The 19,874-nt window shown below is 45.2% G+C and carries 20 protein-coding genes; 4 read left to right on the plus strand and 16 right to left on the minus strand.

Annotation, left to right across the window (positions count from 1 at the left end):
• Positions 1–13: 13 nt before the first annotated feature.
• The 4 genes from ACDJ59_RS22805 to ACDJ59_RS22820 all read right to left on the minus strand — a co-directional run bounded on the left by ACDJ59_RS22805 (position 14) and on the right by ACDJ59_RS22820 (position 5,105).
• Complete coding sequence (locus ACDJ59_RS22805; protein ID WP_074093368.1) at positions 14–1,234, minus strand: MFS transporter; 1,221 nt, start codon at positions 1,232–1,234, stop codon at positions 14–16.
• A 230-nt stretch (positions 1,235–1,464) separates the two neighbouring features.
• Positions 1,465–1,917 carry a MerR family transcriptional regulator gene (locus ACDJ59_RS22810; protein WP_413406009.1) on the minus strand — a complete coding sequence of 151 codons (453 nt, stop codon included), beginning with the start codon at positions 1,915–1,917 and terminating at the stop codon, positions 1,465–1,467.
• A gap of 192 nt (positions 1,918–2,109) precedes the next feature.
• On the minus strand, positions 2,110–2,496 hold the full coding sequence (locus tag ACDJ59_RS22815; RefSeq protein ID WP_074093366.1) for an SdpI family protein: 387 nt from the start codon (positions 2,494–2,496) through the stop codon (positions 2,110–2,112).
• Between the two features lie 254 nt (positions 2,497–2,750).
• Positions 2,751–5,105 carry a heavy metal translocating P-type ATPase gene (locus ACDJ59_RS22820; RefSeq protein WP_413406011.1) on the minus strand — a complete coding sequence of 785 codons (2,355 nt, stop codon included), beginning with the start codon at positions 5,103–5,105 and terminating at the stop codon, positions 2,751–2,753.
• A gap of 228 nt (positions 5,106–5,333) precedes the next feature.
• On the opposite strand from ACDJ59_RS22820, the gene ACDJ59_RS22825 reads away from it, so the two are divergent.
• The 3 genes from ACDJ59_RS22825 (at position 5,334) to ACDJ59_RS22835 (ending at position 6,988) form a co-directional block, all read left to right on the plus strand.
• Positions 5,334–5,705, plus strand: coding sequence for an ArsR/SmtB family transcription factor (locus ACDJ59_RS22825; protein WP_036614212.1), 372 nt, complete (start codon positions 5,334–5,336; stop codon positions 5,703–5,705).
• Positions 5,706–5,837: 132 nt separating this feature from the next.
• Positions 5,838–6,155, plus strand: coding sequence for a transposase (locus ACDJ59_RS22830; protein WP_413406014.1), 318 nt, complete (start codon positions 5,838–5,840; stop codon positions 6,153–6,155).
• Positions 6,104–6,988, plus strand: a complete 885-nt coding sequence (locus tag ACDJ59_RS22835) for an IS3 family transposase (RefSeq protein ID WP_413406016.1) — start codon at positions 6,104–6,106, stop codon at positions 6,986–6,988. The genes ACDJ59_RS22830 and ACDJ59_RS22835 overlap by 52 nt, the downstream gene beginning before the upstream one ends.
• 139 nt (positions 6,989–7,127) lie before the next feature.
• On the opposite strand, the gene ACDJ59_RS22840 is transcribed toward ACDJ59_RS22835, so the two are convergent.
• The 11 genes from ACDJ59_RS22840 to ACDJ59_RS22890 all read right to left on the minus strand — a co-directional run bounded on the left by ACDJ59_RS22840 (position 7,128) and on the right by ACDJ59_RS22890 (position 17,752).
• Positions 7,128–8,288 (minus strand): AI-2E family transporter, encoded by a 1,161-nt coding sequence (locus ACDJ59_RS22840; RefSeq protein ID WP_413406018.1) that lies wholly within the window; start codon positions 8,286–8,288, stop codon positions 7,128–7,130.
• Between the two features lie 310 nt (positions 8,289–8,598).
• Positions 8,599–9,633 carry an LLM class flavin-dependent oxidoreductase gene (locus ACDJ59_RS22845; RefSeq protein ID WP_413406020.1) on the minus strand — a complete coding sequence of 345 codons (1,035 nt, stop codon included), beginning with the start codon at positions 9,631–9,633 and terminating at the stop codon, positions 8,599–8,601.
• A gap of 159 nt (positions 9,634–9,792) precedes the next feature.
• Positions 9,793–10,104, minus strand: coding sequence for an ArsR/SmtB family transcription factor (locus ACDJ59_RS22850; protein WP_036668255.1), 312 nt, complete (start codon positions 10,102–10,104; stop codon positions 9,793–9,795).
• A gap of 113 nt (positions 10,105–10,217) precedes the next feature.
• Complete coding sequence (locus ACDJ59_RS22855; protein ID WP_413406022.1) at positions 10,218–10,799, minus strand: NAD(P)H-dependent oxidoreductase; 582 nt, start codon at positions 10,797–10,799, stop codon at positions 10,218–10,220.
• Between the two features lie 166 nt (positions 10,800–10,965).
• Entirely contained in the window at positions 10,966–11,409 is a 444-nt protein-coding gene (locus ACDJ59_RS22860; protein ID WP_308737808.1) for a MarR family transcriptional regulator, read from the minus strand.
• Between the two features lie 177 nt (positions 11,410–11,586).
• Positions 11,587–12,264 (minus strand): NAD(P)H-dependent oxidoreductase, encoded by a 678-nt coding sequence (locus ACDJ59_RS22865; protein WP_413406026.1) that lies wholly within the window; start codon positions 12,262–12,264, stop codon positions 11,587–11,589.
• A 211-nt stretch (positions 12,265–12,475) separates the two neighbouring features.
• A complete protein-coding gene (locus tag ACDJ59_RS22870; protein WP_413406028.1) occupies positions 12,476–14,221 on the minus strand; it encodes a methyl-accepting chemotaxis protein in 1,746 nt (581 codons plus the stop codon).
• 195 nt (positions 14,222–14,416) lie between these two features.
• Positions 14,417–14,860, minus strand: a complete 444-nt coding sequence (locus tag ACDJ59_RS22875) for a DUF523 domain-containing protein (RefSeq protein ID WP_413409891.1) — start codon at positions 14,858–14,860, stop codon at positions 14,417–14,419.
• Positions 14,861–14,925: 65 nt separating this feature from the next.
• Positions 14,926–16,212, minus strand: a complete 1,287-nt coding sequence (locus ACDJ59_RS22880; RefSeq protein ID WP_413406030.1) for a hypothetical protein — start codon at positions 16,210–16,212, stop codon at positions 14,926–14,928.
• Complete coding sequence (locus ACDJ59_RS22885; protein ID WP_413406032.1) at positions 16,209–16,787, minus strand: RNA polymerase sigma factor; 579 nt, start codon at positions 16,785–16,787, stop codon at positions 16,209–16,211. The genes ACDJ59_RS22880 and ACDJ59_RS22885 overlap by 4 nt, the downstream gene beginning before the upstream one ends.
• 230 nt (positions 16,788–17,017) lie before the next feature.
• The gene (locus ACDJ59_RS22890) at positions 17,018–17,752 is read right to left on the minus strand and encodes a class I SAM-dependent methyltransferase (RefSeq protein WP_413406034.1); all 735 of its coding nucleotides are present in this window, start codon (positions 17,750–17,752) and stop codon (positions 17,018–17,020) included.
• 162 nt (positions 17,753–17,914) lie between these two features.
• Between ACDJ59_RS22890 and ACDJ59_RS22895 the strand changes: the two genes are divergently transcribed.
• Positions 17,915–19,270: an MATE family efflux transporter gene (locus ACDJ59_RS22895; protein WP_413406036.1), complete on the plus strand. Its 1,356-nt coding sequence runs from the start codon at positions 17,915–17,917 to the stop codon at positions 19,268–19,270.
• A 156-nt stretch (positions 19,271–19,426) separates the two neighbouring features.
• On the opposite strand, the gene ACDJ59_RS22900 is transcribed toward ACDJ59_RS22895, so the two are convergent.
• Positions 19,427–19,780 carry a FlxA-like family protein gene (locus tag ACDJ59_RS22900; RefSeq protein WP_413406038.1) on the minus strand — a complete coding sequence of 118 codons (354 nt, stop codon included), beginning with the start codon at positions 19,778–19,780 and terminating at the stop codon, positions 19,427–19,429.
• Positions 19,781–19,874: the final 94 nt, after the last annotated feature.

A 19,874-nucleotide genomic window follows, 5' to 3' on the forward strand; every position in this document is an offset into this window, starting at 1 on the left:
TTCCTCCTGTGAATTAATGAGATGTAATGGCGGAATCGATATCCCGCAGATGATGACGGCGCACCAGCAGTACCACGACTCCAACCAGAACCATTAATGCGCCAAAATAAAACGGCGTTTCCGGCAGGAACCACTCGGACAATTTACCTGCAAGCCATGGAGCAAGTGCACCACCCAGGAAACGGACAAAACTGTATGCAGCGGAAGCAACAGAACGCTCTACAGGTGCAGCTTCCATAACAGCCGTTGTAATCAATGTGTTGTTAATTCCAAGGAAAATCCCCGCTACAATGACTGCAACAATAACGGTAGTTGGTGAACCCATCACCGTACCTACTGCCATAACAACCAGATCAATCGCGAACAATGTAAGCATGACACTCATGGACGGAACCGATCCGAATCGGCGTTGTAATCTTGGTGCCACGAATACCGACGTAATCGCCAGCATCAGTCCCCAGCCAAAGAATACGTAACCCAGGCCGTGCTCATCCAAATTCATGACATATGGTGAATAAGCCATCAAGGTAAAGAAACCAAAGTTATACAGGAAGGCGGTAATCGCCAATGTTTTTAATGAAGGATAACTTAATGCTTTGAATGGATCGGACAAAGAACTGCGTGTTTTCGGTTTGGCCATCTTGGGCAGCATAAATGTAATGCTGATAAAGGCAATCGCCATCAGGACAGCCACCCCATAGAACGGGCCGCGCCAAGAGATGGAACCTAGTTCACCACCAAGCAGCGGTCCAACCGCAATCCCAAGACCAAGTGCTGCTTCGTACAAAATAATCGCTTTGGCTGTCCCCGACGTGGAAAGTCCCACAATGGCAGATAACGCCGTTGCGATGAACAAGGCATTACCAAGCCCCCAACCGCCACGGTAACCAACCAGTGCACCTACCGTGTCTGAGGTACCGCCGAGGAAAGAGAAGACAATAATCAGCAATATGCCGCTAAGCAGCGTCCACTTCACACCAATCCGGCTGGATACGACACCTGTAATCAGCATCGCTACCCCGGTTACAGCGTTATAACTGGTAAACAGCAGTGACACCTGGCTTTTCGAAGCATGCAGCTGATCTGCAATCGCAGGTAGAATCGGGTCAACCAGACCCAGACCCATAAAGGATATGATACACGCAAAGGCTACCGCCCATACCGCTCGCGGTTGGGATAACAGGCCCCCACGTGATGACGGCAATTCGTCCGGTAATGATGGCTCTCTTTTCATACGTAATTCCTCCTGTGAATAATTTATGTGGTGAAACTTTATATTTGAAAATGACGTGAAAAACCATGAAAACATTCTATACATTTTCAGAATTAGAGGTAACAAAACGGCACAAATGACACCGAAACATCCGGTGTTTGTACAGGATCGCCACAGGTACTATGGTGCTCACTCCATGTAGCGATTATGTGTATACAGTTTTGTTTATTAAACGTTAGATGCTAATTCGGTTAGCCGTCTTCATCACCCTGCGGATCATGTGCCTGTAACTTCTGAATACCGCTCCGAACGCGTTCACGCAGCTCTTTCAGTTCAGTCTGTACGGCATGTATGCTCTGAAGTTTCTGCTCAATCAGTTGCAACTGACCATCCAGCGTTGTTTCCATCGCGGTAAGCTTCTCGATCCGTTCTCTTACTTCGGTCGTCTGCTGGTAGTCAAAACGTTGTTCGTTCAAGGCATCTGCCGTTGCCACATAGGTATGTAACTCCTGAAGGGAGAATCCAAGTACCTCTTTGGCGCGAACCACCTTCTTCAGATAATCGATATCCTCCCGAGTGTACAAACGCGTCCCGCCATCTGTCCGCTGAGGTGAAGGCATGACACCAATCTCTTCATAATACCGAATGGTTCGCTTGGTCAAACCACATTCCTTGGCTACGTCGTCGATTTTATATAAACTCATTTCCCTCACCTCTTCCATATGTCTATAATGTTATGTACATAATTATATATAATATTAACGTTAACGTCAACGTTAGATTTTATGTATGAAGTCTTAGCAAGTTTAACATCGACTTCCATTCTCTATCTTCAACAAAAAAAGACCCGCTTCACACGCGAGTCCTCTTCTCTATACCTATTCACTAATCTTACCTTAAGCGTTCTGCTCATTCTGTTGCTGTTGTGCACGTTGCATTTGCTTCAGACGGCCTTCCACTCTGGTAAACAGTCTAAACGTATAGAATCCTGTAGCAACCAGACTCAGAACCAAAGCTCGTACATCTGTAAGCCAGAAACCGATAATGCCGAATATCGTGATAATCACACCAAATTGCATCATCAGATTAGCGCTATAACTTTGCGCTTCATCCCACAACTCGGGATTACTCATTGCACGCGGGGTCCGATAACCATATATTCCGTTAATCATTTTCGGTGGTTTTTTGAACACCATGAACCCCAGAATGAAATAACACACTCCAATGATGATCCCTACTACTGCTCCTGTCAAAACGTTCTCCCCTTCACTGTTGTCTTCCATAGACCTGCTTTACACTGACACTCCGATGACAGAATAACCTGCCGATGTAGCTTTCTTTCAGAAAGCTTTTAGGCCTAGTGTATTCTTTCGAAGTAGTTTTCTTACAGAAAACTTGTAGCTTCGCTTCTTCAGGTTATTTCTGTCCTCTCCGTTCTCGTGTAAATGTCTGGTTAGACTTATCTACATAATGCCTTGAAAAAATATAAAAACGGCTCTACGTATATACGAAGAGCCGCCTGGATCGTTTCGTAAACTTAGATATTCTTCACACGAAGTACACGCATGGCGTTCAGGACAGCCAGCACCGTGACACCGACATCGGAGAATACCGCTTCCCACATGGTAGCTATGCCGAACACACCAAGTAACAGGAAGATCGCTTTAACCCCTAGAGCAAACGCAATATTTTGCCATACAATCATTCGTGTACGCTTCGCAATGCGGATTGCACTCGCAAGTTTTGACGGTTCATCGGTCATGATGACCACATCTGCCGCTTCAATCGCGGCATCTGAACCAAGTCCACCCATGGCCACACCCACATCGGCGCGTGCCAGCACAGGTGTATCGTTGATACCGTCACCGACAAACATCATTTTCTCCTTCGGAGATTTGGCAGCTTCCAGTTGCTCCAGCCGTTCGACTTTGTCCTGTGGCAGCAATTCAGCGTAGACCTCATCCACACCCAGCTCGCGTGCCACCGCTTCACCCACGGCTTTGGCATCACCTGTCAGCATGACCGTTCTGCGGATGCCGAGTTTCTTAAGCGCCTGAATAGCAGCGGCTGCGTCATCCTTCACTTCATCGGCAATGATCAGATGACCAACATACGTGCCAGCTTCAGCCACGTGGACTATCGTTCCAGCCGTATCTGGTGTGGTATAGGATATACCCGCCTGCTTCATTAATTTGGCGTTGCCTGCCAGCACTTCCCGACCATCCACACTCACCTTAATCCCATGTCCGGCAACTTCGTCATAACCTTCCACACCTTGCGTGGGAATGGCTTTGGCCCAAGCTGCGCGAATGGATTCGGCAATCGGATGATTGGAATTGGCTTCCGCGATGGCTGCCAGCTCCATCAGTTCATCTTCCGTACGTCCACCTTCGGGACGAATGGCTGTTACTTTGAATACACCTTTGGTTAGTGTACCCGTTTTATCAAAAACAACAACTTTCACATCGTTCAATGCTTCAAGGTAGTTACTACCTTTGACAAGAATCCCGTTACGTGAAGCTGCTCCGATACCACCAAAGAATCCAAGTGGAATAGAAACGACCAGCGCACAAGGACATGAGATAACCAGGAAGACCAATGCACGATAGATCCAGTCAGCAAATGTTGCACCACTAAGTATCAACGGCGGAACAAATGCAATCACGGCTGCAAGGATAACAACAACCGGTGTGTAATAACGGGCGAATTTACTAATAAAATGCTCTGTTTTCGCTTTCCGGCTGCTCGCGTTCTGCACCAGGTCCAAAATTTTGGATACCGTTGACTCACCAAACGTTTTGGTCACTTCAATCGTCAACATACCATTTTTGTTCACAAATCCACTCAGTACATCACTACCGGGCTCCAATTCACGAGGTACCGATTCACCTGTCAGAGCAGAAGTGTCCACCATGGAACGCCCAGCTCTAACGATACCATCCAGCGGTACTCGCTCTCCTGCTTTCACGACAATACGATCACCAATCCGTACGTCTTCCGGAGATACACGCCGGGTCTCGTCACCCGAATCCGTCAGGATATTCGCGTAGTCCGGGCGAATGTCCATGAGCGATTGAATAGACTTGCGTGACCGATTAACCGCCATGCCCTGAAACAGCTCACCGAGCTGATAAAAGAGCATGACCGCTACCCCTTCCGGATACTCTCCAATCGCAAAGGCACCCAAGGTAGCGACGGACATCAGGAAGTATTCATCGAATACCTGACCGCGGATGATGTTTTTGGACGCCTGGAGCACGATATCTCCCCCGGCAATCAGATATGCGAGCGCATATAGAGTAAACTGTGCCCAGCCCTCCAGCGGCGACCAGATTGCGGCTGCGAGCAACACAGAACCTGCAGCAAGACGAGCAAGCAACACTTTTGTCTGTCCTGCACCATGTTCATGCGAGTGGCCTGCATGGGCATCATCATGCGTATGGCTGTGATCATGTCCAGCATGACCTCCGTGCTCATGCACATGACCATGTGTGTGTCCCTCTGAATCTGAGTGATCATGAGTATGCGAGTGTTTGCCATGTGAATGTGAGTGTCCATGATCATGTCCGGTATGGTCATGACTGTGGTTATGCGCACCAGCTGCACTCCCTGTATCTGTATGGGTGTGCACATGTCCGTTCACGTGTTTTCCTTTTTCCGAAATGCGAATATGCGGCTCCAGCCGAAGCACTTTGCGCTTTGCTTCTTCCACTACCTGTTCATCCATATCAGAAGTGGTGTGTAGCGATAATGTTTTGGTAACAAAATTGACAGAGCATTCGTTAATGCCCTTAATTTTTTTGACGCCATTCTCGATCTTTAATGCGCAGTTCGCACAATCCAGTCCATCAAGCAGCAGTTCCCTTTTCACCTGTTCCTGTCCGGTTCCCATGTGAATTCTCCCCTTTGCAGTACAAAAAACGATGTTATATTTCAATTGTATTCAATATATGAGCACTCATTCATATGTTTGGTTACCCCTATTATATGCACGCCTAAACATGAGTGTCAACAATCGTTGTTGATTTTTCATACAGATTATGCTAATAGTAATCATTTCGCTTTAGGCGGGTTTTGGATATAATAGAGCTATAGTTGTTAACATAGGCGGTGATAGGAAATGGAACAACCGGTTAAAGCACCAAGCGAATGTGATGCAGCCTGCTCAGGCACTGAAGCCGACGTGCAGACGATTCGCACTTCACTCATAGATCGGGAGACGTCTTCCGAGATGGCAGATTGGTTCAAGGCATTCAGCGACCCCACACGTCTACGTATTATTGATGCGCTGTTACAGAAGGAATTATGTGTTCATGACCTGACGGTTCTGCTCGACATGGGACAGTCGGCCATTTCACACCAGCTGCGTTCACTCCGCAACATGCGGATTGTCAAGCGGCGCAAGGAAGGTAAGACCGTGTACTACTCTCTGGATGATGCTCACATTGAGCAGATTTTCCTGCAAACGCTCCAGCATATCAAACACAGCTAGGCAGCAGCCAAGCTTGTTCATGAAGAAGAACCCCCGCCTCTCGGCTATATGCCGATGGAGTGCACCCCTTAGAATAGACATTGGAAAAACCCCTGGGTTTAGCCGATGAAATTCTAGGGGGTGCATTTTTTTATGGCGATTAAAGGACAAAAGTATAAAACGTATTCGGAGAAGATAAAAAAAGAGGCTATTCGTCTGCATACGGTTGAGGGCTGGACTTACCGAAAGATCAATGAACATTTGGGAATTCATGACCCGGGACGAATGAAACGCTGGATGCGAAAACACCGGGAACAAGGCGAGTTTGGACTGATGGATCAGCGAGGTCGACGGAAAGAATATTTGGATCAAGAACGCTATGTGCAAAAACTGAAACGGGAGAATGAGTTGCTAAAAAAGTGCTTGGTAATCTGGAAGGAGGAAGCAAACAAGAAAGATTTCAGATCATAGAAAAAGTAGCGGCATACGGGGATATCCAGAAACTTTGTGATGTGTTTGGCGTGTCACGGAGTGGATTTTATGCCTATGTAAAACGTAAACGATTCGATCGCGACGCAAAGGCGAAGAAACAGGTGCTTCAAACGTATCAACGATATGAAGGCAAATATGGTTATCGGCAGCTCCAGTTGTTCCTTTGGCAAGATCAGGGGATTTGGATGAACCACAAAAAGGTGCTACGCCTGATGCAAATGCTCGGTATTCAATCTCGAATCCGTCGTAAACGGCGCTCCAACAGCTCGTATGCACCTGCGCAGCGTGTAGCAGAGAACCGCTTGAAGCGAGATTTCAGTGCAGAAAAACCGAATCAGAAATGGGTCACGGACATTACCCAGTATCGTGTGGGAGAGCGCTGGATATATCTTTCAGCCATAAAGGATCTGTTTAATAACGAAATTGTGGCCTACGAAATAGGCGAACGCAATGACAATGAACTGGTGCTCCGCACATTCAGCAAGGCGTTTGCGAAGCAAACAGACGTGACCGGACTAGTCGTTCACAGCGACCAGGGATTCCAGTACACATCTCATGCTTACCACGACATGCTGCCAAAGGTTGGCGCCCAAATCAGCATGTCTCGCCGAGGAAATTGTTATGACAATGCCTCGATGGAGAGTTTCTTCTCGCATCTCAAAACGGAAGGACTCTATCCTTATCATATCCGAACGCTTACCGAAGCACAAAGCAAAATCGAAAAGTATATCCGTTTTTACAACCGAAAACGACCACAACGGAAACTAAAAAAACTGACGCCGGTAGAGTACCGACGCCAGTTTGCAGCCTAGGGTTTTTTTTATAATGTCTACTAAATGGGGTCTTGACCACCGATGGACGGGGGTTCTTCTTGGTAAGGGTACCGTTTTGTACAAAATAAAAAGTGACTAAATCTTCTGATTAACTATCCATTGGAACTTGCCACTTTGGTTATAAAAGATTGTTCTTGTTTGGATCGTAAAGGCCCGATCTGTCCTTGAACCAGTTGAAGATATGCGATACACATACTTTCAGCACCGCGTATCCTGGAACAGCGAGCAGAATGCCCACGACTCCAAACAGATTACCCGAAGTCAGAATGACAAAGATAATCGTGATAGGATGGATTTTCAGCGTTTTACCCATGATCTGTGGTGAGATGAATTTACCTTCAATTAACTGTACGATCGTCCATACGGCAACCATTTTCAGCAGCATCACCGGGGAAGTGACGAGTGCCACGATCAATGCTGGTGTAATCGCAATTGCAGGTCCCAGATACGGAACAACACTCGTGAACGATGCGATAATGGCAAGAATCAGTGCATAATCCAGACCAATGACCATATAACCGATGTAGAGCAGAATACCGATGCAGAAGCTGACGATAATCTGTCCACGAATGAATGAACTGATCTGGTGATTGATGTCTTCCAGCACATGCATTGCACCTGTACGACTCTTGATCGGCAGGAAAGACAAAATTTTAGCTGGCAGCTTCTTGCCGTCTTTCAGCAAATAGAACAGAATGAACGGAACCGTTACGATGGACAGCACGGTCTCCGTGAAAGCTCCGAGGAATCCGCCCAATTTGGTCCAGGTCGAGTTCAGAATTTCAGTAGCCTTTTGGGAGATTGTTCCCCACCAGTCCTGCGAATTCAGATTCACCGTTTCCTGGAACTGACCGAACAGTTGGCTGCCCGTGAGTTCCTCAAATTGCTGTTTTACCGTCTCACTGTACGTTGGAAAGTTTTCAATTAGTCCTACAATCTGGTTACGCACAACTGGAATGACTGCCAGCACAACGACCGTCAGAATGCCTCCAATTGCAAGATAGAGAATCAGAATGGACCAGCCACGCTTGATTTTCCATCTTTCCATCACATCCACAATCGGATTCAGCAGATAGTAGAGTATGCCTGACAGAATAATAGGTAACACAATGGTTTTGATGAGTACTGCGAGCGGATGAAGAACAAAGGATACTTTGGTCAGAACCATCACGTTCAGTCCCACCAACAGCAGAATCAGTAGAAACAGGACAAACTTGTTGTTAAGAAAAAATCGCTTGAACCGCTCCGGCCAAACGCGGGGTTGCTCCGGTTGCTCCATAGGCGTGTCGTCCTCTCTTATGACCCTTAATCAAAACTAAACTATAAAGCTAAATACATGCCCACACACGAAAAAAAAAACCTTGTACAAGCCAACATATGTATAACACTCTGGATTTATACGTATGGTGCTGTTTAACCGTTTCAAATTAAACCGGTAAAGTCATTTTACCCCAAAATGAATCTTCTGCCCCACACGAATCATTTGCAAATTCTCCCTATTCAAAAACGGCTCGCCTCACTGGGAGACGAACCGTAAATTTGTAACTATACCCTACCATTAATCCAGCTTTTACGCTGAAAAATGAAGATTAAGCTTTTCCCGCTAATTGTGCGATTAACTCATAGGAGTGCAGCCGTGCCTTATGATCATAGATCATCGACGTAATAATCAGCTCATCTGCCTGCGTCTGCCGAATGAAAGACTCCAACTGTCCACGTACGGTTTCTGGTGAACCATTAACAGCTGCCTTCAGCGTCTGCTCCACACCAGCTTTCTCACGATCCGTCCATTTGCCTTCCATCTCTGCCGGGGGCTGTACCAATCCCGTTGTGCCACGAATAATGTTCAGGAACTGCTGTTGCATCGTTGTACCCAGCCATGCTGCTTCCTCGTCTGTATCTGCAACAACAGCGTTAACACCAACAATCACATGTGGCTCCTTCAAGCTTTCAGATGGTTGGAAGTTGTTTCGATACGTCTCTAATGCGATCCGGGTATAATCGGGCGAGAAGTGGCTGGCAAAAGCAAACGGCAATCCCAGCTGACCTGCCAGACGTGCACTGAAATCACTGGACCCCAGGAGGTAAATTGGAATATTCAATCCTTCTCCAGGAACTGCGCGAACAGGCGCATGATAAGATGTCGCCGAAGCATCAAAGTATGCTCTAAGTTCTGCCAAAAGCTCAGGGAAATCTTCCCCACTGTTCAGATCTTTGCGTAGCGCAAGCGATGTACGCCGGTCACTACCTGGTGCGCGACCCAGACCCAGATCAATTCTGCCAGGATACAAGGATTCCAGTGTGCCGAACTGCTCAGCGATGACAAGCGGTGCATGGTTGGGCAACATGATGCCTCCTGAACCCAGACGAATCGTTTTGGTTCCACCAGCCAGATATCCAATAACAACCGAAGTTGCGGATGAAGCAATACCCGGCATGTTGTGATGTTCAGCTACCCAGTAACGGTGATATCCCCAACGCTCTGCATGCTGTGCCAGATCGAGACTGTTGCGCAGTGCATCAGCGGGTGTTGCACCTACAACGACGGGAGCCAGATCCAGGATGGAAAGCTTAACGTCATTAATATGTTCTTTATGGGATGAAGCCGTATTTTGTGTAGTCATTATCGTTTAATCTCCTCGATGATTATATTTTTGTATATCCAGATATATAGATTAATTAAATCGCAACTGGATATGGTAATGTGATGATAAACTAGCCGTTTACATCCGGACGGAATCCCTGCCTGCATATGCATCCTAGCTTCCGTTCCGGCATCCGGCTTATAACTCGTTCTGCACGTACTCGGCAAACTGACGGATTGTCTCTTCGTTGCGTCGATAATACGTCCATTGTCCTCTTCGCTCGGAGAGCAGCAACCCTGCCTTGAGCATGGTCAGCAGATAACTGGATATAACCGACTGAGCCAGTCCAGCCTTCACTTGAATCGTGCCAACACAGATTCCGTTCTTGCCACCATCCGGATGCTGAGATAGTTCCAGCGGTGGGAAGTGTTGCTCCGGGTTTTTGAGCCACAACAGGATTTGTCTACGTGTCTCGTTCGATAATGCTTTAAATATAAGTATAGGTTCCATGGGTAAATTATACCCCCTTTCATCCATTTTGCAAACACATGAACAACCAAACCGACTCATGATCGAGTCGGTCTGGTATCATATGGAATCCATATAGGGAACCAACATCTATATTAGAATTTGGTTGTAACTGTTTGTTTAACCTGATCCAACAAGGCTTGATATGCGGGTGCATCCAGGTATCCAATACTTCCAAAGAGCAGATGATCTACTGCTTCAATGCCTACAAAATCGAAGATACCTACGTCTGAGGTAACTTTCAACCCAGCAGTCATACCAATCTGATCATAAATTTCACTTGGTGTACCATGTGTGTTGATGATGAGGCCTTTTTTTCCTGTCAGCAATTTCTCGATTCCCGCTTCACCTGCTGCATACGCAAAACCATAGGCGAATACACGGTCAACATATCCTTTCATAATGGCAGGAAGACCTGTCCACCAGATCGGATAGATGAATGTAATAGCTTCTGCATTCGTAACAAACTCTTGCTCTGTAGCGATATCTTGTGGTGTCTGTCCTGCACGCATGGAAACTGTGTCAGCTTCAGTCAGTACGGGTTGGAATCCAAGTTTATACAAGTCACGAACAACCACTTCATGGCCTTGAGCTTCGAGAGCTTCTACAGCAGTATTGAGGATTGCGTTATTCAAGCTGTCTGTGTGCGGGTGAGCATATACGATAAGATGTTTCATAGTGTGAATCCCTCCAGGTTTGGTTTGAGTTAGGTTGCGAAAATGGGTTACATTGATACTTTCCCATATACATAGATATCTATATATACGAGTAAAAAAATATTTGGGCTCCTCTGCCTCCATCCCAGTCAAATCTGGAAGGATTGCAGACAGAAGAGTTCATTCATTATAACTTTCGGACAATAATGGATAGCAAGCTCTCCAATTGCTCTGACTGTTCATCGGACAAGCCACTATAGATGATGTCATTAATCTGCTCTGATACCTGATGAAAGATCGGTTCGAGTCGCTTCCCCTGTTCGGTTAGGCGAATCATCGTCACCCGGCTATCTTCGGCACTCTTGCTGCGTTCAACATATCCGAGCTTCTCCAGCTTGTTGACCAGTACCGTTACTGTTGGTTGCGTGCGTTGAACACGTTCAGCCAGCATCTTGATCGACAGCGTCTCTTCCCGGTACAAGAACATCAATACATCTCCATGAGAAGGAACAATCCCTGTTACCTCATGCTGTTCCAATTCGTGTACAATCCGTTTGTTGACATGGTCTCTGATTCTTGCAATCAGTGCAATTGCGTTGTATTTAGGCATGACCTCATTATACATAGACATCTATGTATTTTCAAGTTCTTTTTTATAAAAAAGAAAAACAGCCCGATATTTTCCATCCTGCTAACATGTGGAAAATATCGGGCTGTTTAGATTCTACTCTGATCCTGATCTATAATGTTAGATCTTAGCTAATCGTTTTTGAATTCATGTTGGATTCATGTTGGATTCATGCTGAATTCAGTTAATCCATTGTGTGATTTTCTCAACGGATTGTCGGGACTTCTCACGCTGGGGCTCCTCTGCCCGATAACCGAAGGCTGCCATCATAGAGACGCCCCATGCGCCATTTTCGAGCAAGCCCTCTTCTTCCATAATACGGTGGACGCCCTCACGGCTGAAACCTTCGATTGGACAAGAATCAATCTCGATCTGAGCTGCCGCCGTCATCATGTTGCCGAGTGCAATATAAGTTTGTTTGGATGCCCAGTCAAATAATGATCGTGGATTATCCAGAATTTTCTGGTTATTTTGGAACTTTCCATAAGCCTCACTTGTTAGCTCATATACGTTATTTGGCATTCCCTTTGTTTCCTTCAACATGTACTCCGCATAAGGAGAATTATAACTGGCATCTGATCGGGCCAAAATAACAACAAAATGGCTTGCTGTAGCCAATTGCTTTTGAGCGCCGGAAGAGACTTCGGACAGACGCTTACGCAGGTTCGGATTTTGTACAATCAGAAACTTCCACGGCTCAAGACCAATGGAACTTGGAGATAATCTGCCTGTTTCCAATATAAATTGGAAATCCTCATCCGAGATTTTGCGGGTATCATCAAATATCTTTGTTGCATGCCGGAAATGATATGCCTTTAAGATGTCTTCCTTTGTCTTTGACTTTGCTGTAACTTCCATGGAGCTCCACGTCCTTTTTATATATTTTTTATGTTGAACAATAATGTTTAAGTGGTTTCATCTCAAGTATTATTTTAGGTCCTATGCTCATAAATTAAAAGTACGCACATTATTGTTTCTTGGTTTTTAAAAGTAAGTATTGGATAAAATACAGCAATAATCCACTGGGCATATACATGGCCCTAGTGGATTATCTATGACTCTTTTCCTTTTAAATCTTGAAATCTTGAACCAGCTTATTCAGATTTAATGCACTATCCTTGACTTGATCAGATTGTTTAACTACTTCCACAGATTGCGCAGCAGAAGCGACCATGTGTCCTGCGATTTCCTGACTGGATGCGGCTGATTGTTCACTGGCTGATGCAATTTCGTGAATGGAGCCCACTAGTATTTTGATATTTGCAGTCACTTGTTGTGAGGTTGCATTGAGATCTTTAACTGCATTGGCATGATCAAGGGAATCGACATAATACTGTTCAGCTGTATCCTCCAATAATTTATAATCTTTGCCAACCTGATTGAACATAAAGGATAGCAACTCTTTGGCATTCGAGGACAGATTGGTTACAGACTGCATAACTTCTTCCGTGACCTGCTGAATTTGATCGGCAGCCTGTCTGGAATCATCAGCCAACTTTCGAATCTCGCTTGCAACAACCGCAAAACCTCTGCCTGCTTCTCCAGCTCTTGCAGCTTCAATGGATGCATTGAGTGCAAGCAGATTAGTCTGCGCCGTAACATCCAAAATAGATTGAGATAATATACCAATCTGATCTACAGCAGTTGCACGTTCCAGCGCTTCTGACATCTTCTTACTCGTATGATCGTACATGTCTATGGCTGCTCGGCTCGATTCGCGGGCTTCCTGCTTCAACTTTTCAGCCTTCGTGCTGGTCACATAGGCGGACTCTGCTTGTTTAGATGTCTGTTCCGATATATATTCAGCTCCCTGTTGCATCTCAGCAGCCGAATGATTCATATTTTCCGTATGGGCTGAAGCCTCTTCCATTGCAGCAGAGAGCTCTTCAACTGTAGCTGATACTTCACGAATCCGTTCATTCAGACCAGCCATGTTCTGGTTGGTAAGATCGCTAACCTGGTTGATATGATGAGATTCCTGAATTACACCACGAATGACATTTGTTGTGGAATCGGTCATTGTACGAATAGCTCGTGCGATGACACTTATCTCATTATTTCCCTGTGTTAGACGCGGATCTAAGGATGCCGTTAAGTTGCCTTGCGTTATTTCTTCACAATAACGGGTGATAGCTTTCATTCGTTGACGTATACTGCGAATCACTACAAATGAAATAAGAATAAGTGCTGCAAGTGAAAACAAAAGAACCGAACCGAGCACCAATGCTCGCTGCTGAATCACTTCCTGTGTATCCGCATAGAGCTTGGCTGACTCTTCTTCGTTATGCGCACTCAACAGGGTGATCGTCTCCACAATCGCTGTACTGCTTTTGTTAATTCTTCCTCTCTCTTCACTATCGTAGGTGCCCGACATCTTTTTGGTATCCATGATTTGCTCAATATCCTGATAATATGTATCCATCTTTGCTGCCAAATCTGCAAATATCTCTTTTTCTTTGATATCCAATGTTCTTGCTGAAAATTCATTCAAGCCATCCGTGATACTCTTCTTACCTTTCTGAACCTGATCGTACTGTTTGTCGGTATACTCTGCATTATCAAGAACCTTTGTATAATTGGCGCGCATATTATAGAAATTACTTTTCAATTCAAGAACATTGGTTTGATGCTGGAAGCGGTCATTGTAGAGGATACCTTGTCCCGTTTTTGCTTCGTTCATTCCGAAAATCCCAATCAGAAAAACAGTAAACAAGCCGATTAGACTAATCACAGTCATGATGACCATCGTTGTTGTTAATTTCATATTTTTGAGTTTATTTCCTTTCTTATTTTTTGGCTTAGACTGAATTGACATGATTATTCCCCCACTTTAAATAGTAGATAGCCTTATATATCTTATATCTATATCGTATGTATCCATATTGTTTGTTAGCATTTCAGGAAAATCGACTTTATTCATTTGATGAGAAAAGTAATGGGAGACAACAGAAAAGCCGCCAGGATATAATCCAGCGGCTTTTCTGTGAATATGAAACGATATCTGTTCGACCTATAGTTGCTCCATCCATTCATTCTCAGAAATGACGGTATATCCTTCTTGTCGCAGCAATGCTGAGGTGACACCTTCTCCAGTTACCTTGTGATTGGCAAAATTCCCATCATAGATCATCTGTGTACCACAGGACGGACTAAACTCCTTCAGTACCACACACGATACATTCAATTCTCGCGCCCATTCGAGCTTCTGATAGGCTCCCTTAATATACAACTCTGTGACATCCTTGCCGCTTTTCTCGATCACTTTTGCAGTGCCTGCCAGCACGTCCTTGCCCGTGCCACCGATAATTTCAGCCGGTTCCCGTGGAGTGGAGAATCCGCCAAGCAGCTCCGGACATACCATCTTAGCCTGCTCCTGCTCCACCAGCTCCTGAATCTTCTCATCCAGGCTCGCTGTTCCATTGTAACGGCAAGCTACCCCTGCCAGACACCAAATATTTCATCGTTATCTCCTTATACTCATTCCATCTATGAAGTAAATTATAACATATAAGATCAGCCCTATAACTCGCCTCTGGTGATCATCTTGATCCGTCCATCTTCCCTATATTCAACCTGAAAAACATCCTTGCTCGACTCCAGTTCAAATGTTACGATTCCCAATTGCTCGGCATTTCTGTGAAGTTTATAGGCGTCAAAATCAATACTAAATATCTTTTTTACTATTGGTCCCACTTTTTCTCTAAGAAGAGACTCATCAATATTGTATAATTTCTCATGATAAGCCTCCATCTCTTCGATGTTGCCTATTTCTTGTTGCTCATAATAATTAGCATCTCCTACGGTATAGCCCAGGCCCGCTTTTCCTTCAGTCATCTGCACAAAGTAGTTATCTTTAAAGGAAAAAAAGACTGTATCCTTGCCAAGTTCATCATCTTTGCTTCGGCTTGCTCTAACCAGATTAAGATTGGCTTTACCAGACAGAGCCTCAATCGCGTTTCTGGCATCCGTCAGCGCTGCCTGGGATACTTGATCAGGTCTAAGGTCACCTGTGATGGATACTGCCTTGTCCTGTTGCCATACAATCTCCCCATAACCATCGCCAGTGTCATTCTCTAACGCTAATGTCGTATGCGATATTGGCTCCGATTCCCCTTGCTTCATACTCACAAAACGTTGGACTGATGCAGGTTTAAGTGTTGGAGTACTGCCTATACTTTGCAAAAGCGATGGAACTTGACGCAGATAACGGTGTTCCAGCTCGTTGGGCTGTATCTCACGTCTCATCTGTACTTCACGCAGATTTCCTGTTGTCGCATCGAGCCATATCTGCGCATATTCCTTCTCGCTTTCATTTCCAGCCTCTACATATATTCTGCCGGACACAGGCAAGTCTTCCACTTTCTTAATCTTCAGCTGTTTACCCAGATCATCTCGCATCGTAGTCGCAACATTTCTTTTCATTCTGTCGGTTAGCAGATTTGTGTTCAAACCATCGGATAACTGTAACGCTGCTGTCGGATAGACCTGCTCGATCACGGGTTTCACCAGCTGTCCATCATCCCAGATCCATAGGAACAATCCAGCAGCAATAACCAACGCACCCGTGCCGGCAACAAGAGGCCCTCTTCTAGGGCGAAGCTTATGTGACACGTTGTTCACTTGCGGTCTAAACGGCCTTGATAACCTGGAACTCTCCTCTGGCCTATCTCCCTTGCTTCCCTCTTTCGACTTCTTCATCCACTCCACCTGTTGAAGCACCTTTCGTTTGTGATCCTCTGTAAAAGGAGACGACGCAAACGGTCCTTTCCGGATTTCCTTTTCCCATTGCTCATCCTTTTGTCTCATTTGCTTCGCTCCTCCCAATGTTTTCGTACCTTGTCCTTACCTCGGGAAAGTCTGGATTTTACTGTGCCTGAGCTGATTTTCAACATCTCAGCAATCTCACTCGTCGTAAGCTCATATTTTAGATTCAGTAAAAGAATCTCCCGGAACTTCTTTGGCAACGCCAGAACAATATCCCAGATTTCATGGATATGCTCCTTACGCATCACTTCCATCTCGGCCGAAGGATGTGCAGGCTGCTCTGCAACCATGACTCTTTGGCTCGAATCCCCACGCTCTGTCTCAATGGGTAACGTCTCTCCCCACAGACTGCTGCGAAAAAATCTGGATTTTCGATATGTAAAAGTCGTGTTCCTAGTAATCGTCAACAGCCAGGTTTTCAATGAGCACTCTCCACGATAATGAGCGATCCCTGAGTACGCCCGAATAAATACCTCCTGTGACATTTCATCTGCCTGTTCGGCACTTTTGGTCAGAAAATAAGCGTAATTCCACACGTCATTTCCGTAGTCATCCATTATGCTGCTAAGTGTGTAATTGTCTATGGTCTGAGCCTGTGCCAGTAATTGGTCATCCAACTGTTGTTCACCTCACTTAATATGACTGAGTCTAATCTGGTTTGGTTCCCTGTTTTGGACATTATTTCTTATTATTGTAGCAAAATAAAAAAACAGCATGTTCAACATCGCTGAACACGCTGATCCCTTCAAGTTTACTTAGTTAGTAATCTCTAACAGAAAGCTTTTAGGCGAAAGCTCCACTTCCACAGTTTCTTTCTGCCCTTTGGTCTAACGTATCACTTTCTACATCATACTTTCACCGCAGCAATCATCAGAAACATCGGTCTTCGATTCTCGTCTCTCATGCCTGGGACCTGATCAATCATCTCCGGTGATGGTTTGGATTCAGCCACTTTTTGAATAGCAAACCCCGCCTTAATGAGTTCATTGAGATGTGTTGCCAGTGTGCGATGATATTTGACCACATCCTGATTAAGAAAGTTCGCCACACGCTTGCCTTCATCGTGGTAATCATCCACGGGCCAGTGAAGAATCTCACCTGTGGGTCCGTAATGCCAATCCTGCGCAGCGCGAGCGGTGAAGATGGGATGTTCGGAAGATAGTACAAATGTGCCCCCTTCTACGAGAAAATCATTGATCTTAGCATACACCGTGTCTAACCGTTCAATATAATGCAAAGCAAGTGAACTAATCACAACGTCGAATTGTCCCGGTGCAAAATCAATATCTTCAATCGCCAACTGCTCATACTGGATCTGCGGGTCGTCCGTCATTTCACGAGCACGCTGAAGCATATTTTCAGACAGATCTACACCGATCACTGAACTCGCTTGCTGCTCTCGCGCATACCGGCAGTGCCACCCAAAACCACATCCCAAATCCAGCACACGCTTGTCCTTCAAATCAGGCAAAAGAGTCTGCAATTCATGCCACTCCCCGGCTGCATCCAGCCCTTGAACGGAACGAGCCATCTTACTATAGTTGTCGAAAAACTCAGCTTCATCGTATTTATTTTGTTTCATCAAGAGATTCCTCCCGCTTTATAAATATCCACCTACTCTACCACATAAACGATATTTAAACGTAAAAGTTGCCAAGAGAATTCATGCCGTGTTATCATACAGAACGAACGTTCAGTATTATTAAATACAGAATGAACATTCAGTTTACTAACGGAGGTCATTATGAATACGAATTGGACGCATCCATTGGAAGGGCAATCTGTAGGTAAAGCTTTTATAAGTTACCTCGTGCCTTCTGTATTAGGGATGCTGGTAGTTGCTTTTAATTTTATTATCGACGGCATTATGGTTGGACACAAACTGGGTTCTACCGCAATGGCCGGGATCGGCATTGCCTCACCTGTCTACACGCTCTTTGTTGCCATGTCGCTGTGGATTGGTATGGGCGGGGCAACGTTGTACTCCAACGCTATGGGTAGAAAAGATATCACTTCAGCCAAACAAATTTTCACCAAATCCATTATGCTCATTATGTTAGTTACGGTAGCCATTGGATATGTTGCATTTACATTCAAAGACAAACTGGTATACTCCCTCGGTGCTAATACCGAGACTTTCCCGTTTGCTTCAGACTATATGAATATCATGTTATTGTTCGGGTTCGTTTTCACCATTGAGAATGCACTCTCTATCTTTGTACGAAACGATGGGAACCCCAACACGTCGATGTACGCTCAGATTACGTTTGCTGTAGCCAATATCATCATCAATTATATAACATTGTATGTACTCGAATGGGGTGTACGCGGTGTGGCCCTCGGTACAATTGTATCGGCGTCTCTTGCGCTACTTGTCCTGTTCACTCACTTTTTCAAAAAAACAAATAATCTCACGTTTACCCGGTTCAAATGGAACAACAAACTGCTGGCTTCCCTTCTACTCATTGGTTTCCCCAGCTTTCTGGCTGAACTTGGCATGTCGGTCTTCTCTGTCTCTCACAATATCTCCATGGACCGCATTGCGGGCACGGATGGCGTAGCATCCTTTACCGTGTTGAACTATATTCATGGTGTGGTACTATTAGCGTTCCTGGGTCTGGCATCCGCTGCCCAACCTCTGATCAGCTATTATCACGGTGCCAATCAGATTAAACGGGTACAACAAACGATACGTTTAGCCACTAAAACAGCTCTCGCATGCGGTCTGTTGTTACTGGTTGTTGTTCAGATCGGTGCACCTTATTTCGTGCAAATCTTTGGAAACTTCAGTAGTGGTGTAACGGATAATGCCGTTTACGGATTACGTATATTTACATTTGCCTATGTGTTTATGGGTGTTAACTTTGTCATGAGTACCTATTTCCAATCTGTGGGTAATGCCAAAATGGCCATCTGGATTACAGCTGCGCGTGAAATGATCATCATGATTGCGTTGATTGCGATCCTGCCTTCATTCTTTGGGGTCACGGGTGTATGGCTTGCCGTACCACTGTCCGAAATGCTGGTTCTCGCAACCATAGCCTTGTACTATAGAAAACGATCCCTTACGGATCGAATAAACGCGTTGCAGTCTGAATAACGTTAACAGATAATAACAGCAACAGATAGAAGATCAATGGAACGTAGATAAAATGTAGGTAGACCTCATAAATAATCTAATAAACAAATTAATAAAGCCCTGCACGATCAATATAGATCGGTCAGGGCTTTTGTTTTATCCTAAATTTAGATGGAATTAGATACGTATATCAAATCGACCATTGCTGTCTGTCGTTGCGTTTGCAATCTCCTTAGGGGTAGCTACTCCCATTCCATTGGATGGTGGTTGGGCAGGTGGAGCCTCCTTCGTAGCAGTTGTACCGGCTCCTTGAGAGCTTTGCTGTGCAATCTGTGTCTCAATCTGTTTGATCTGCTGTTGAAGCTGTTTGGTCTTTGTCTCCTTAGTCTGTTCATCGTCATTTCTGGATTGCACTTTCTCCAGTTGAGCCTCAAGCTTCGTCTTTTGTTTCTCCAAGCTGCTTGAATTGTCCGAACTCGAAGATGTCGATATGTATGATGTAGTGGAGCTGGCTGTAGAAGATATATTCATTATGATTCCCCCCCTCTTTACTTAGCTTCACTATACCCTATCCCACTGAAACGTACGTTAAATTCAACTGAAAGGTTGCTGAAGGAGCTAAGAA

Source organism: Paenibacillus amylolyticus (assembly GCF_047302515.1).
In the GTDB taxonomy this organism is placed as follows: Bacteria; Bacillota; Bacilli; order Paenibacillales; family Paenibacillaceae; genus Paenibacillus; species Paenibacillus amylolyticus_G.

Bases quoted from the DNA above. Each gene is read 5' to 3' on its own strand.
- ACDJ59_RS22805 (WP_074093368.1), bottom strand. From the start codon at position 1,234: ATGAAAAGAGAGCCATCATTACCGGACGAATTGCCGTCATCACGTGGG.
- ACDJ59_RS22810 (WP_413406009.1), bottom strand. From the start codon at position 1,917: ATGAGTTTATATAAAATCGACGACGTAGCCAAGGAATGTGGTTTGACC.
- ACDJ59_RS22815 (WP_074093366.1), bottom strand. From the start codon at position 2,496: ATGGAAGACAACAGTGAAGGGGAGAACGTTTTGACAGGAGCAGTAGTA.
- ACDJ59_RS22820 (WP_413406011.1), bottom strand. From the start codon at position 5,105: ATGGGAACCGGACAGGAACAGGTGAAAAGGGAACTGCTGCTTGATGGA.
- ACDJ59_RS22825 (WP_036614212.1), top strand. From the start codon at position 5,334: ATGGAACAACCGGTTAAAGCACCAAGCGAATGTGATGCAGCCTGCTCA.
- ACDJ59_RS22830 (WP_413406014.1), top strand. From the start codon at position 5,838: ATGGCGATTAAAGGACAAAAGTATAAAACGTATTCGGAGAAGATAAAA.
- ACDJ59_RS22840 (WP_413406018.1), bottom strand. From the start codon at position 8,288: ATGGAGCAACCGGAGCAACCCCGCGTTTGGCCGGAGCGGTTCAAGCGA.
- ACDJ59_RS22845 (WP_413406020.1), bottom strand. From the start codon at position 9,633: ATGACTACACAAAATACGGCTTCATCCCATAAAGAACATATTAATGAC.
- ACDJ59_RS22850 (WP_036668255.1), bottom strand. From the start codon at position 10,104: ATGGAACCTATACTTATATTTAAAGCATTATCGAACGAGACACGTAGA.
- ACDJ59_RS22855 (WP_413406022.1), bottom strand. From the start codon at position 10,799: ATGAAACATCTTATCGTATATGCTCACCCGCACACAGACAGCTTGAAT.
- ACDJ59_RS22860 (WP_308737808.1), bottom strand. From the start codon at position 11,409: ATGTCTATGTATAATGAGGTCATGCCTAAATACAACGCAATTGCACTG.
- ACDJ59_RS22865 (WP_413406026.1), bottom strand. From the start codon at position 12,264: ATGGAAGTTACAGCAAAGTCAAAGACAAAGGAAGACATCTTAAAGGCA.
- ACDJ59_RS22870 (WP_413406028.1), bottom strand. From the start codon at position 14,221: ATGTCAATTCAGTCTAAGCCAAAAAATAAGAAAGGAAATAAACTCAAA.
- ACDJ59_RS22880 (WP_413406030.1), bottom strand. From the start codon at position 16,212: ATGAGACAAAAGGATGAGCAATGGGAAAAGGAAATCCGGAAAGGACCG.
- ACDJ59_RS22890 (WP_413406034.1), bottom strand. From the start codon at position 17,752: ATGAAACAAAATAAATACGATGAAGCTGAGTTTTTCGACAACTATAGT.
- ACDJ59_RS22895 (WP_413406036.1), top strand. From the start codon at position 17,915: ATGAATACGAATTGGACGCATCCATTGGAAGGGCAATCTGTAGGTAAA.
- ACDJ59_RS22900 (WP_413406038.1), bottom strand. From the start codon at position 19,780: ATGAATATATCTTCTACAGCCAGCTCCACTACATCATACATATCGACA.